The sequence below is a fragment of the Martinezella multihospitum genome (genome assembly GCF_900094585.1).
Lineage (GTDB): Bacteria > Pseudomonadota > Alphaproteobacteria > Rhizobiales > Rhizobiaceae > Rhizobium > Rhizobium multihospitium.
This window is the reverse complement of sequence record NZ_FMAG01000008.1, coordinates 1-12,221: the sequence shown is the minus strand read 5'-3', so window position 1 is coordinate 12,221 and position 12,221 is coordinate 1. Positions and strand designations below refer to the sequence as shown.

Below are 12,221 nucleotides of genomic sequence, written 5' to 3'. Positions count from 1 at the left end.
TGACCTCCCCAGGGAGCGACCGCAGCTACAACTCGGCATGACCCGCAAAGAGGAACCATCATGAACTCGAAAACTGCAAGCCAACCGATCGCCATGGCGCAGACACCGCCTCCTGCCCGAGCCGCTGGCATGTCCATCGGCGGGTTGTTCCGCCGGCCTGAAGCTGGCGCTTTCTTGGGCCTTTTCGGCGTCTTCGTCTTTTTCCTCGTCTTCGGGAGCATCGATTTCCTGAAACCGACGGGTGCTGCGAGCTGGCTGAATGTCGCGGCCAATCTCGGTATCGTCGCCTTCCCGATCGGTCTGTTGATGATCGCCGGTGATCTCGATATTTCTATCGGCTCGATGATCCCCGCCGGTTCCATGACAGTTGCGATCATCTCGGGTTACTATGAACTGCCGATCTGGCTCGGTATCGCCGCTTCGCTCGGATTTGGCGTCGTCGTTGGCCTCGTCAACGGCATCCTTGTCGTGCGAACCAACGTGCCCTCATTGATCGTTACCCTCGGAACTCTTTTTGCCGTGGCGGGCCTGGTGCTTGGCCTTTCGGTGCTGCTCACTGGCACGACAAGCGTCGCCATCAAGGCGCCAGAGCTGGCAAAATTCCTCTTTGGCCACTTCGTTGCCAACACGTTCCAGGTTATCATCTTCTGGTGGCTGGCACTGACGGCGCTCTACATCTACGTCGTGCACTATTCGCCCTACGGCAACTGGATCTTTGCGATGGGCGGCGACCGGATCAGCGCCCGCAATGCCGGCATTCCGACGGCAAAGCTGACCATCGCGCTCTTCGTGCTCTCCTCGACGAGTGCGTCTTTCGTCGGGATGTGCCAGGCGATCCTGTTCAACTCTGCCCAGGTTTCGGCGGGCATGTCCTTCATCTTCAACTCGATCATCTCGGTGGTCGTGGGCGGTGTGCTGCTGACCGGCGGCTTCGGCTCCATCGTCGGCATCTTCTTCGGCACCATCACCTTCGCCGTCGTCAATCAGGGCATCTACTTCACGTCCTTCGACCGCAACTGGTCGAGTCTCATCATCGGCGTGATGCTTCTCCTTGCCGTGCTGATGAACAATACCTTCCGCAGCATGGCGCTCTCCTATTCGCCGAAGAAGAAGTGAGGTCGGCCATGTCTACCCCTATCCTGACGCTTAGGAACATCTGCAAGTCATTCGGACCGATCGACGTTCTCACCGATATCTCGCTGGATATCTGTCCCGGTGAGGTGCTCTGTCTGCTTGGCGACAATGGTGCCGGCAAGTCGACTCTGATCAAGACATTGTCGGGCGTCTATCGTCCGAACTCTGGCACAATCGAGATGGACGGAAAGCCGATCGAATTCACCGGTCCGCGCGATGCCAGCAATCGCGGCATCGCGACAGTTCACCAGTTCGGTGGCACGTTCCCGCTGATGAGCATCGGCCGCAGTTTCTTCGTTGGCGTCGAGCCGACTAAGGGCTGGGGACCCTTCAAGGTCTTCGATCGCAAAAGGGCGAACGAGATTGCCGTCAAGGCCATCCGCGACTTCGGCATCACGCGCATCGATGACGGCAACCGGCTGGTCGGTGGGCTCTCGGGCGGGGAACGGCAATCGCTTGCCATCGCCCGCGCCGTGCATTTCGGCGCGAGGGTGCTGATCCTCGACGAACCGACGGCAGCGCTTGGCGTGAAGCAGGCGACCCATGTCTTGCGGATCGTCAACGAGGCGAAACGCCGGGGTCTCGCTGTAGTCTTCATCACCCACCAGGTCATGCACGCCATGGCGGTGGGCGATCATTTCGCCGTGCTGATCCGCGGCGCCATCGCTGCCGATTTCCGCAAGGGCGAGAAGACGCGCGAGGAAATCACCGACCTCATGGCGGGTGGCGAGACCATGGCGGAACTGGAGGCTCAGATCGACGGCTACATGGCGACGCATGATGGTCATGCACCCCAACTTTCCGGTGCGGCGGGCTAACGCCGCACGTCCCAGAACTGAAATGACAAAGGAATGGATAATGGGGACCTGGACCCGCGCCTGCGCAGCCGAGGATGTCGAACTCGAAGACCTCTACCGCTTCGACCATGGCGGGCGAACCTTCTTGGTGATCCGCAGCCCGGAAGACGAATTCTTCTGCATCGACGGCATCTGCACGCATGAGCGGGTGCATCTTGCCGATGGTCTCGTCATGGACGGCGTCATCGAATGCCCGAAACACAGTGCGCACTTCGACTACAAGACCGGCGAGGCGACCCGGGCGCCAGCCTGCATCAACCTCAAGACCTGGCCGGTCCGCATCGAGGACGGCGATATTTTCGTAGAGATTTGACGAGATGACACAGTTTGCATTGGCGGCATGCGCCGAAATGATCTGGCGAGATCGCCCCATCGAATGGCGCGCCTCCCGCCTTAAGGAAATGGGCTTTGGCGTCGGTCTCTGGAACTGGCCGGATCATGATCTGGCCAGGCTCGAAGCGACGGGAGCGATTTTCACCATCATGAATGGTTATCTCACCGGCCGCCTTACCGATGATGAAGGGGCGGACGAGCTTCTACGGACTGCGCGCGAGACGGCTGAGGTCGGCAAGCGCCTCGGCGTCCAGCGTCTCAACCTGCATGGCACCGGCCTCGGCGAGGGCGGGCTTCCGGTCCAGCCGATCGAGGTCGTCACCGGCGCCATGTGGCTGAAGGCGCACGAGACGCTGCGTCGCATCGTCGACATGGCGGAGGAGGAAGATGTCACCTTCACGCTGGAAAACCTGAACCTGCCGGTCGATCATCCCGGCGTGCCATTCGGCCGCGCCGAGGACACGCTTGCCCTGGTGTCGAGCATCGATCATCCACGGCTCCGGCTCAATCTCGACCTTTATCATGCGCAGATCGGCGAGGGGAACCTGATCGAGCTTTGCCGCAAGTGCTTGCCCTTCATCGGCGAGATACAGGTGGCTGATGTTCCCGGTCGCTGCGAACCCGGCACCGGCGAGGTGAACTGGCGCGGCATCGCGAACGCCCTCAAGGCTATGGGTTACTCCGGTCCCGTCGGCATGGAGGCCTTCGCCTCCGGCGATCCGGAAACCGCGCTCGAAGCCTTCTGCAACGCATTCACGGTATAGTTCCATGGTTCATAAGAATACGCGTCCGACCGTCGCCGACATCCGCGCCATGAAGGTACGGGGCGAAAAGATTTCCATGCTCTACGTCACGACGCCGGAGGAGGCCGCGGCTGCGGATGCCGCCGGCATCCACATGCTTTCGATCGAAGGTCGGTTCTTTTCGCCGGAGATGCGCGCAGCGGCGGGCCGCTGCTTCGTCCAGGTCGGCCTTCCCTATGGTGGCTGGGGCACATTCGAGGGCCGGCCGCTTGCGACGGCCGAAGACTATCTGCGCGCCGCCTTCCATTTCTCCGCCATGGGCGGAGACTGCTTCTACTGCGCGGCATCGCTGGATATCCAGAAGGTGCTTTGCGACAACCACATCCCGATCGTCGCCCATGTCGGGTTGATTCCATCTTACATCACCTGGACTGGCTTTCGCGCAGTTGGAAAGACGGCAAAGGAGGCAATCGAGGTCTTCCACCACATCAAGCAGCTCGAGGCAATCGGTTGCTTCGGCGCGGAGCTGGAGGTCGTGCCTGATCGCGTCGGCGAGCTGATCGCGAGGAATACCTCGATGATCATGCTAGGCATGGGCGCCGGGCCAGGTGCGGATGCGCAGTATCTCTTCGCTGAAGACGTGCTGGGTCACACCGACGGACACCGGCCACGCCATGCCAAGACCTATCGCAACTTTGCCGCTGAATTCGGCAGGCTGCAGAAGGAACGTATCGCCGCCTTCCGCGAATTCATCGCCGATGTGAACACGGGCGCCTATCCGCAGCCGCAGCACAATGTCGCGATCGGTGACACGGAATTCAACGCCTTCAAAGCCGAACTCGGCCTCTGATCATATAAGGAAAATCCTATGCTTAAAGTTGGTCTTCTTGGTGCCGGGCGTATTGCCGGCGTGCACGCCACCGCGATCTCCGGTCACCTTGGCAGTACACTGGTCGCCGTATCCGATATCAACACCACGGCCGCCGAAAAGATAGCCGGCCAATATGGTGCCGAAGTGCGCGATACCGCTGCTATTCTCGCCGACAGCAGTATCGACGCCGTACTGATCGCTACCTCCACCGACACGCATTCCGACCTCATCGAAAGAGCGACGGCAGCTGGAAAGGCGGTGCTCTGTGAAAAGCCCGTCGATCTCAGCCTTGCGCGGGCGCTTGCCTGCCAGAAGGCCGTTGCTGCGACAGGCCGCCCGGTCATGATCGGTTTCAACCGCCGTTTCGACCCAAACTTTTCGGCGCTGAAGGAGGCCGTTGACGCAGGTGAGATCGGCAAAGCCGAACTCCTGTCGATTACCTCCTTCGATCCAGCTCCGCCCCCGGTCGCCTATATCAAGGTCTCGGGCGGCCTCTTCCGCGATATGATGATCCACGATTTCGATATGGCGAATTTCATCATGGGTGCGGCGCCGGTCACCGTCACGGCCGTCGGCTCGTCGATCGTCGATCCGGCGATCGGCGAGGCAGGAGATGTCGATGCGGCTGTAGTGACACTTACCTATGCGGATGGCCGCATCGCGGTCATCAAGAATAGCCGTCGCGCCGTCTATGGCTACGACCAGCGGGTCGAGTTGCTAGGCTCCGAGGGCCTCTTGCAGGCACACAATATGCTCGAAAACACCGTTGTGAAATCGACGACGCAGGGTGTGACCGGTGCCAAGCCGACCTATTTCTTCCTGGAGCGCTATATGCCGGCCTATGCCGCCGAATGGGCGGCCTTCGTGGATGCGGTTACTGGTCACAAGATTGTGCCCGTGACGCTTGCCGATGGCGTCGCAGCACTTGCAATGGCGGAAGCGGCGACCCTTTCCGTTAAAACTGGTGCTCCAGTCTCGCTAGCGAGCCTTACGGGCTGAGTTTCGCGGCGCACTTTCCACTGTGAAAAGCCAAACCCAGACGGTCGCGCCAAAGCGGCCGTCATCCTTCCTTTCGCAATGCCGGGAGATTGGAAATGCTGTCATCCTCGCGCCTGAAGACGCTGCCGAGCATACGAGACCTGAAGCAGCTTATCGCCGAACGACGCATCGACTTTCCGGCTCTTCCGGAACAGGCGATGCGACTGCTTCTCAGCAAGCCGGAAATCATTGCGTTCGGAACGCTGCAGTCGGTTGCGCGAACTTGCGGCGTTTCACGAACCACCATCAACCGGCTTGCGTCTCAAAGCGGCTATTCGGGCTTCAAGGAGATGAAGGGCGCTTTTCGTCAACACCTGATCTCCGTTGCCCGGACGAACCAATAATCGACTTGGATAGCAGCAAAGGCTCTTGCGATGACTTCTTTCGTTATCATCGGTGCAGGCGAGTGCGGTGCCCGTGCTGCTCTGATCTTGCGTGAGCGTGGCTTTGCGGGAAATGTGACGCTCATCGGCAGTGAGGCACTCTTGCCCTACGAACGGCCGCCCTTGTCCAAAGCGACGCTCCTGCAGGGCACCGAGCCCAAATGGATTGCGGAGGCTGTCCGCTACGAGGAGCTTGGAATTGCAGTCCGGACCGGCATAACAGCAATTGCCGTCGACCGTCGGCAGAAGGCTGTCCAGCTCTCTGACGGCACGACCCTTGACTATGACAAGCTGCTTCTGACGACAGGTGCCCGACCGCGAGAGCTTGGAAATGTTGCCTCTCCACGAGGTCACATCCGTGCGCTGAGGACTCATTCAGACGCTTCGGCGCTGCGGCCATTCCTGAAACCTGGCCGATCCATTGCGATCCTCGGCGGCGGCTTCATCGGCCTCGAACTCGCGGCCAGCGCCAGAACGCTTGGCGCATCGGTCATTCTGCTCGAAGGATTGTCTCGTATCCTGTCACGTGGCGTTCCGGCCGAGATCGCGACCCGGATCGCGGAGCGTCACGCGGCAGAGGGAGTGGACATTCGCTGTGGAGTGAAAATTCTTTCCGTCGAGGAGACGAATGCCGGCGTTTTGATCGACGTTGTGGGCGCAGGTGTCGTTGCCGTTGACGTTCTGGTTGTCGGGATCGGCGCCGTTCCGAACACCGAGTTGGCCGCGGCCGCAGGGCTTGCGATCGAGAACGGCATTGCGGTAAACAGCAATTTGCGCACCAGCGATCCCGACATTTTCGCTGCCGGCGACTGCTGTTCTTTTCCCTCGGCCCATTTTGGGGAACGGCGGCTCCGTCTGGAATCCTGGAGAAACGCACAGGAGCAGGGTGTTCGCGTTGCGGCTTCCATGATGGGAGAGACCGACAGCCAGATCTCCGTCCCCTGGTTCTGGTCGGACCAATACGACCTGACCCTCCAGGTCGCGGGACTTGCCGACGGAGCGACGGCGGTGATTCGGCGTGACCTCTCCGAAGATGCCTTCATTCTGTTCCACCTGGATGCAGACGGTCGAATTCTCGCCGCGAGCGGTATCGGGCCAGGCAATTCGGTTGCCCGCGACATTCGTCTGGCTGAAATGTTGATTGCAGCCGGGAGACGACCCGATCCCAAGGCACTTGCAAATTCACAAATAAAGCTCAAGCAGTTGCTCGCCGCCTAGCGGCATCATCCAAAACTCGATGCAGAAAGTAGTAGAAGCGATGACCTCATATATCCTGACCGTATCCTGCCAGTCGACGCGGGGGATTGTTGCGGCGATCTCGAACTATCTGGCCGAGCAAGGCTGCAACATCGTCGATTCCAGCCAGTTCGACGATCTCGATACCGGCATGTTCTTCATGCGCGTCTCCTTCATCTCCGAAGAGGGTGTCGGCCAGGCAGCGCTCATCGAAGGCTTCAAGCCGATCGCGGAAAAGTTCGCCATGGATGCGGAGATCCATGACGGGAAGAAGCGCATGAAGGTGCTGCTGATGGTCTCGCGCTTCGGCCACTGCCTCAACGACCTGCTCTATCGCTGGAAGATCGGTGCCTTGCCGATCGACATCGTCGGCGTCGTCTCCAACCATTTCGACTACCAGAAAGTCGTGGTCAATCACGATATCCCCTTCCACCACATCAAGGTGACGAAGGAGAACAAGCCGCAGGCGGAAGCCCAGCTGCTGGATCTGGTCGAACAGACCGGCACCGAGCTTGTCGTGCTGGCCCGCTACATGCAGGTTCTGTCGGATGCGCTGTGCCGGAAGATGTCGGGCCGCATCATCAACATCCACCATTCCTTCCTGCCATCCTTCAAGGGGGCGAACCCCTACAAGCAGGCCTATGAGCGCGGCGTGAAGCTGATCGGGGCAACGGCGCATTATGTGACGGCCGATCTCGACGAGGGTCCGATCATCGAGCAGGACACGGCGCGCATCACGCATGCGCAGTCGGCAGAGGACTATGTGTCGATCGGCCGTGATGTCGAGAGCCAGGTTCTCGCCCGTGCCATCCATGCGCATATCCACTATCGCACCTTCCTCAACGGCAACCGCACCGTCGTCTTCCCGGCAAGCCCCGGTTCCTATGCCTCCGAGCGCATGGGGTGAGGGATGACGCTCGCAACGGTGATCGACGGGAAACAGGCGGCAGCCTCGGTGATCGAGGCTGTGAAGGCTGCATCAGCGGGACTTGAGCAGGAGGCCGGTGTGAAGACCGGCCTTGCGGTCGTCATCGTCGGCGACGATCCGGCCAGCCATGCCTATGTGAACTCCAAGAGCAAGATGGCCAAGGAATGCGGCTTCAAGTCGGTGCAGCACACGCTGCCGGTGGAAACAACGCAGGAAGAGCTCGCCGCCCTGGTAGCCTCGCTGAATGACGATCCCTCCATTCACGGCATTCTGGTCCAGCTGCCGTTGCCGAAGCATCTCAATTCCGATGCGATCATCCAGTCGATCAAGCCGGGGAAGGATGTCGACGGGCTGCATGTGGTCAATGCCGGCAAGCTTGCGACCGGCGATCTCGATACCGGGCTGATCTCGTGTACGCCGGCCGGCGCCATGCTTCTGGTGCGCTCCATCCATGGCGAGGACCTGTCGGGTCTGAATGCCGTGGTCATCGGCCGCTCCAATCTGTTCGGCAAGCCGATGGCGCAATTGCTGCTTTCTGCCAATGCGACGGTCACGACGGCGCATTCGCGCACGAAGGATCTGGCCTCGGTCGCACGCGGCGCCGATATTCTGGTGGCGGCCGTCGGACGGCCTGAGATGGTCAAGGCGGACTGGGTGAAGCCGGGTGCCACGGTCATCGATGTCGGCATCAACCGGATCGCGGCACCCGAGCGTGGCGAGGGCAAGAGCCGGCTGGTCGGAGATGTCGCCTATGCGGAAGCTGCCGATGTCGCGGCTGCCATCACGCCGGTTCCGGGCGGTGTCGGGCCGATGACGATCGCCATGCTGATGGCCAATACTGTCATCGCTGCCCATCGCACTGCGGGAAAACGGCCGCCGAAGTTTTGAGGCACCACTGTAAAATTGGGGTCGTGCGCTCGCTTCTCATCAAGAGCTTACAATGCATGATCCGGCTCGCTCCTAATTGGCGTCCTCCATGTACATCTCCCTGATTTTCAAAGTTCTCTCGCAAGGGCGTCGAGATTGAAGAGTGGAACGCGACGATTGTCGGCTGCTTCCGATTTCGAGCCCGTAATCGGGAAAGCTCGTCGATGCCGACCGCAAAGAGATGATCAAGCGCAATCGCGAAGGTTGCTGCAAGGATTTCCTTGATTGCATCCGCACGCCGCCGGCTGAGGTCGAGATTGTACTGGTCGCTTCCGTCCGACGTTGACTTGGTCAGGCGGAGGCGAGCTTATGAAATTCCTTGCTACTCCCCAACAACCCTAGGCTATTGCGAAATGGGAATCGGAGTCGATTTAGTATGGATTTTAGTATCCGCGACCGAGTTTCCTCTACTCAACTACTGAGTATGAACGTGCTTACTGCGACTATAGATTGATATCTCAATGAGCGCATCAGTAAAAAGCATATCGCGGTCAGATTTTTTCTCTTTAAACTTGCTTATTTTCTCGCCAAGTGGTCACGATCTTAATATGTTGTATTTAGAAGTCCTATGGCCGCCCTGTATATCGGCTTTAAGCTATAAGGATTCTACCATGAAGAAAATCATCGCATTGGCCCTGCTTGCGTTAACGTCTCCTCTCACGGCGCACGCTGCGACCTTGACATTTCCCGGTGACAAGCCCGTCGCAAGTATCACCATTCCAGATAGCTGGAAGCCGGAGGAAACCGACGGCGGCGTCCAGGGAACCTCGGCCGATTCTGCGGTCTATCTTTCAGCCGAGGTCGCCAGCGACAAATCCATGGAGAAAGTTGTTACCGGTGCGATCGATTTTCTTGCAAAGAACAAAGTGACGATCGACCCCTCTACTCAAAAGGAGACGCCCGCTACCGACGTCAACGGTATGCAGATGGCCACACTGGAGTGGGATGGCAAGGATGAAGACGGCCCGGTTAGCGTCGGTTTGCTCATCGTACAGGTGAGCGCTGACAATGCGCTCGTGGTGACGTACTGGGGAGACAAGGGGGAGGAAGACAAGCACGATGCTGAAGTCAAGGCAATCGTCGCCTCGATCAAGCCGGCTGAATGACTGATTCTATGGCAGTGGTGAACTTATCACCGTTGCCCGTCGCGCGCTGGAAACATGTGATGGCGGGCGTTGGAATCGAGGTTTCTGTCATCAACGCCGTTGAGCGAGACTTCGCACCGACATCTCATCCCTCGAGGCCAGATCAGCCTCGGCGGATCCAGAAGGCCAACCCAGACCCGGGCTGGCTTTAACGCCGCATCGAAGACGGGTCTCGCCGTTTGGGCTCATGCCGCGGCTGCCGCGGCGATGGGGTCGCCAGCCTCACGCGGCCGGCAGCGCCCTGATCGGAATGTCGTCGTCCTCGTCGCCGCTCTCGAAGGCCATTTGGTCGGCGAGCTGGCGGAGTTGGTTGAAGTCGGCCGAGCCGTCGAAGGAGGTGCCGCCGAGGCGGATGGCGATGGGAAGCGGCGCGCCGTCGGCACTGAAGGTGGCCGCAGAGACGCCTGTGCGGATGCGAGTGCCGATGTCGAGGGCATTCTCGACCGTGGCGCCGGGCAGGAAAATGCCGAGTTCGTTGGTCGCAAGCCGTGCCACGAGATCGTCACGACGAACCGAGGACTGGATGATCGAGGCAAGCGATTGCATCACGGTATCGGCCCATTGCAGCCCGTAGCGGCGGCCGATATCGTCGAGCGTATCGACAATGACAGCGAGAACGATGCCGCCGGTATCGGTGGCGGCATCCTTGCGCCGGTCGATAAAGTGCTCGACGGCCGCGGCAAAGGCGGTGCCGTTCAGCGTCTTCGTCACGCTGTCGTAGCGCGCCGCCTGGGTGACGTTTTCCTGCATCTTGCGGACGGCGCTGTTCTTGAGCTGCAAGACAAAAAGCAGCGGAAAGGCCACAAAGGCGGAAATAAATCCTGCACCAACAAACCCGACCAAAAATGGTCGATCCGGCATCAACAGGTTCAATATAAGCAAAAGACCAACGGAACAGACCACGGCGCATAGCGTGCCGAGCATGGCCCTCCGTAGGGCTTTGAAAATGGTGGCGGAGGGATGTCGCTGTTGTAGAATCATATCGGAGTTACCCCCATTCTTAAAGCGCCTCAGCTAAACATGGACCCGAAAAAACCGACTTAAAAAATCCTGTAAAATTTGTTGTTTTGCATATTCGTTCTCGCGAATTAACTCCGTTCGGACAAATATCCGAAACCGTTGTTTGCGCTTGGTGCCCGGTTTGCGACATAACGCTGGAGCTTGGTCTTATGCTATGGTCTTGGGCGTGCTTCATCTTCAGCGAGTAAATCGGCATGATATCACAGTGCCGGTAGGCACAACATGCAATTGTTTTCGCTGCAGCGTCTGGGGGTTCATTTGCGTCGAGATTTCGCCCATCTTTGCATTTCATCACGACGCTCCGCAAATGCCGATATCGCCAATTCATCAATGGGTTCTCAGCCACTAAACGGACCAGCTTCGGATGCAAATCTGGGTCAGCGCGCTGTAAACTTAGCAGTCGATTGCACTGCACCTGCGTGGCGCCGTCTGAGTTCAGCCGACACTGATCGCCGAAATCGAGTATCGCGCCTGGACGGATGACGGCAAGCCACGCCATGCTTCCTACAAGGGCTTTCGGGAGCGGCAGGGCAATGCCGAGGTCTACCGTCTACCGTAAGAGGCGGAGAGGGATCAATACAGAGGCAGCCCGCGTCGCATATGGCTGGGAGAAATCCGCGGTAGCCGGTGCATTTCGCGCTGATAGGCCTCTCGCGGCCATTTCCAGGCCTCCTGGATTTCATAGTCCCTGTTGTAGAGAATCCAGATCAGCTGATCCCAATCATAGTTTCGCACTTTGGGCACGAGGGTAACAGCACTGCCCGGTTTGCCGCTCGGACGATTTGCCTTGATCTGAAAGCGCTCGCCTTTGAATTGGAAATCAAATCCTCTGCCGACGGCGGTAGCCAGCTTCATTGACGCGCCGTACTCCTTCTCTGACATTCCGAGCAAGGTCACCGCCGCGTCATATTCAGAAACTGCGGACGTGATGGAAGGTGCTATTCCATATGCGTCTTGCCAAGCAAGCGCGATGCGAACCAGTTCATCTCGAAATGTCATACTCGGTGCCTCACATTCACACGCTCCGACGAGCGCATCACCTGATGATTCGAGGTCCCATTGCAGGCCATGATCGGTCGCGGTCATGGTTTGCCTCTTAGTTCAGAGCAATGCACCGTCGTCATTGTCTGCTTTGAAAAGAACAAGGCGGCCAAAACTGGCCGCCTTGTTCTTTTGGCTTGCAACCGGCCAAAGATTGACGCCGGCTCCAGAATTAGAACTCTTCCCAGGATGCGGCTGCCGCTGCGGCTGCGGCTGTACTGGAACCACCGAATGCGCCGGCGATCCTGGATCGCAGCGCCCGTGCAGGCGAGGCGGCAGGGCTGGATCGCTCCGTCGCGGCAGCTGGCCGCGCATGGCTGCGACCACTTTGCAGATCGAATTGTCCGAGCAGCTCATTCAGGGCCGTCACCTCCTTGGCAAGGCTGTAGCTTGCCGCGGTGGATTCCTCGACCATGGCGGCATTCTGCTGTGTTCCCTGATCGATGCTGTTGACCGCCGTGCTGATCTCCTGCAGGCCGGTCGCCTGCTCGCGGGCGGCCTCGACGATCGCCCGCACGTTGCGGTCGATGTCTTCGACCTCCTTGACGATCTGCTGCAGCGAGTG

General features: G+C 59.2%; 13 protein-coding genes and 2 pseudogenes. 12 read left to right on the top strand and 3 right to left on the bottom strand.

Going from position 1 to position 12,221, the window contains the following annotated elements; translation table 11 throughout:
- Positions 1–129: 129 nt before the first annotated feature.
- From GA0061103_RS26750 to GA0061103_RS26700, 11 genes are all read left to right on the top strand, one after another.
- The gene (locus tag GA0061103_RS26750) at positions 130–1,116 is read left to right on the top strand and encodes an ABC transporter permease (RefSeq protein WP_092717096.1); all 987 of its coding nucleotides are present in this window, start codon (positions 130–132) and stop codon (positions 1,114–1,116) included.
- 8 nt (positions 1,117–1,124) lie between these two features.
- Positions 1,125–1,952 carry an ATP-binding cassette domain-containing protein gene (locus tag GA0061103_RS26745; protein ID WP_092716556.1) on the top strand — a complete coding sequence of 276 codons (828 nt, stop codon included), beginning with the start codon at positions 1,125–1,127 and terminating at the stop codon, positions 1,950–1,952.
- Between the two features lie 40 nt (positions 1,953–1,992).
- Positions 1,993–2,304 (top strand): MocE family 2Fe-2S type ferredoxin, encoded by a 312-nt coding sequence (locus GA0061103_RS26740; RefSeq protein WP_092716554.1) that lies wholly within the window; start codon positions 1,993–1,995, stop codon positions 2,302–2,304.
- Positions 2,305–2,308: 4 nt separating this feature from the next.
- Positions 2,309–3,088, top strand: coding sequence for a TIM barrel protein (locus GA0061103_RS26735; protein ID WP_092716553.1), 780 nt, complete (start codon positions 2,309–2,311; stop codon positions 3,086–3,088).
- Positions 3,089–3,092: 4 nt separating this feature from the next.
- The gene (locus tag GA0061103_RS26730; RefSeq protein WP_092716551.1) at positions 3,093–3,917 is read left to right on the top strand and encodes a 3-methyl-2-oxobutanoate hydroxymethyltransferase; all 825 of its coding nucleotides are present in this window, start codon (positions 3,093–3,095) and stop codon (positions 3,915–3,917) included.
- Positions 3,918–3,935: 18 nt separating this feature from the next.
- Positions 3,936–4,937 (top strand): inositol 2-dehydrogenase, encoded by a 1,002-nt coding sequence (gene iolG, locus GA0061103_RS26725; RefSeq protein ID WP_092716549.1) that lies wholly within the window; start codon positions 3,936–3,938, stop codon positions 4,935–4,937.
- 95 nt (positions 4,938–5,032) lie between these two features.
- Positions 5,033–5,320 (top strand): MurR/RpiR family transcriptional regulator, encoded by a 288-nt coding sequence (locus GA0061103_RS26720; protein ID WP_092716547.1) that lies wholly within the window; start codon positions 5,033–5,035, stop codon positions 5,318–5,320.
- A gap of 30 nt (positions 5,321–5,350) precedes the next feature.
- Entirely contained in the window at positions 5,351–6,577 is a 1,227-nt protein-coding gene (locus GA0061103_RS26715; protein ID WP_092716545.1) for an NAD(P)/FAD-dependent oxidoreductase, read from the top strand.
- Positions 6,578–6,617: 40 nt separating this feature from the next.
- The gene (gene purU, locus GA0061103_RS26710) at positions 6,618–7,502 is read left to right on the top strand and encodes a formyltetrahydrofolate deformylase (protein WP_092716543.1); all 885 of its coding nucleotides are present in this window, start codon (positions 6,618–6,620) and stop codon (positions 7,500–7,502) included.
- Between the two features lie 3 nt (positions 7,503–7,505).
- Complete coding sequence (folD, locus tag GA0061103_RS26705; protein WP_092716541.1) at positions 7,506–8,411, top strand: bifunctional methylenetetrahydrofolate dehydrogenase/methenyltetrahydrofolate cyclohydrolase FolD; 906 nt, start codon at positions 7,506–7,508, stop codon at positions 8,409–8,411.
- 650 nt (positions 8,412–9,061) lie between these two features.
- Positions 9,062–9,556: a histidine kinase gene (locus GA0061103_RS26700; RefSeq protein WP_092716539.1), complete on the top strand. Its 495-nt coding sequence runs from the start codon at positions 9,062–9,064 to the stop codon at positions 9,554–9,556.
- 261 nt (positions 9,557–9,817) lie between these two features.
- On the opposite strand, the gene GA0061103_RS26695 is transcribed toward GA0061103_RS26700, so the two are convergent.
- The gene (locus GA0061103_RS26695) at positions 9,818–10,438 is read right to left on the bottom strand and encodes a GGDEF domain-containing protein (protein ID WP_245304875.1); all 621 of its coding nucleotides are present in this window, start codon (positions 10,436–10,438) and stop codon (positions 9,818–9,820) included.
- Positions 10,439–11,048: 610 nt separating this feature from the next.
- On the opposite strand from GA0061103_RS26695, the pseudogene GA0061103_RS35465 reads away from it, so the two are divergent.
- Positions 11,049–11,174: pseudogene (locus GA0061103_RS35465) on the top strand (ATP dependent DNA ligase); the annotation flags it as partial.
- A 14-nt stretch (positions 11,175–11,188) separates the two neighbouring features.
- Here GA0061103_RS35465 and GA0061103_RS26685 read toward each other — a convergent pair.
- Positions 11,189–11,701 carry a hypothetical protein gene (locus GA0061103_RS26685; RefSeq protein ID WP_208603569.1) on the bottom strand — a complete coding sequence of 171 codons (513 nt, stop codon included), beginning with the start codon at positions 11,699–11,701 and terminating at the stop codon, positions 11,189–11,191.
- Between the two features lie 127 nt (positions 11,702–11,828).
- Positions 11,829–12,221, bottom strand: a pseudogene (locus GA0061103_RS26680) (methyl-accepting chemotaxis protein); the annotation flags it as partial.

Coding starts and splice junctions, on each gene's coding strand:
- GA0061103_RS26750 (WP_092717096.1), top strand. CDS start 130: ATGTCCATCGGCGGGTTGTTCCGCCGGCCTGAAGCTGGCGCTTTCTTG.
- GA0061103_RS26745 (WP_092716556.1), top strand. CDS start 1,125: ATGTCTACCCCTATCCTGACGCTTAGGAACATCTGCAAGTCATTCGGA.
- GA0061103_RS26740 (WP_092716554.1), top strand. CDS start 1,993: ATGGGGACCTGGACCCGCGCCTGCGCAGCCGAGGATGTCGAACTCGAA.
- GA0061103_RS26735 (WP_092716553.1), top strand. CDS start 2,309: ATGACACAGTTTGCATTGGCGGCATGCGCCGAAATGATCTGGCGAGAT.
- GA0061103_RS26730 (WP_092716551.1), top strand. CDS start 3,093: ATGGTTCATAAGAATACGCGTCCGACCGTCGCCGACATCCGCGCCATG.
- iolG (WP_092716549.1), top strand. CDS start 3,936: ATGCTTAAAGTTGGTCTTCTTGGTGCCGGGCGTATTGCCGGCGTGCAC.
- GA0061103_RS26720 (WP_092716547.1), top strand. CDS start 5,033: ATGCTGTCATCCTCGCGCCTGAAGACGCTGCCGAGCATACGAGACCTG.
- GA0061103_RS26715 (WP_092716545.1), top strand. CDS start 5,351: ATGACTTCTTTCGTTATCATCGGTGCAGGCGAGTGCGGTGCCCGTGCT.
- purU (WP_092716543.1), top strand. CDS start 6,618: ATGACCTCATATATCCTGACCGTATCCTGCCAGTCGACGCGGGGGATT.
- folD (WP_092716541.1), top strand. CDS start 7,506: ATGACGCTCGCAACGGTGATCGACGGGAAACAGGCGGCAGCCTCGGTG.
- GA0061103_RS26700 (WP_092716539.1), top strand. CDS start 9,062: ATGAAGAAAATCATCGCATTGGCCCTGCTTGCGTTAACGTCTCCTCTC.
- GA0061103_RS26685 (WP_208603569.1), bottom strand. CDS start 11,701: ATGACCGCGACCGATCATGGCCTGCAATGGGACCTCGAATCATCAGGT.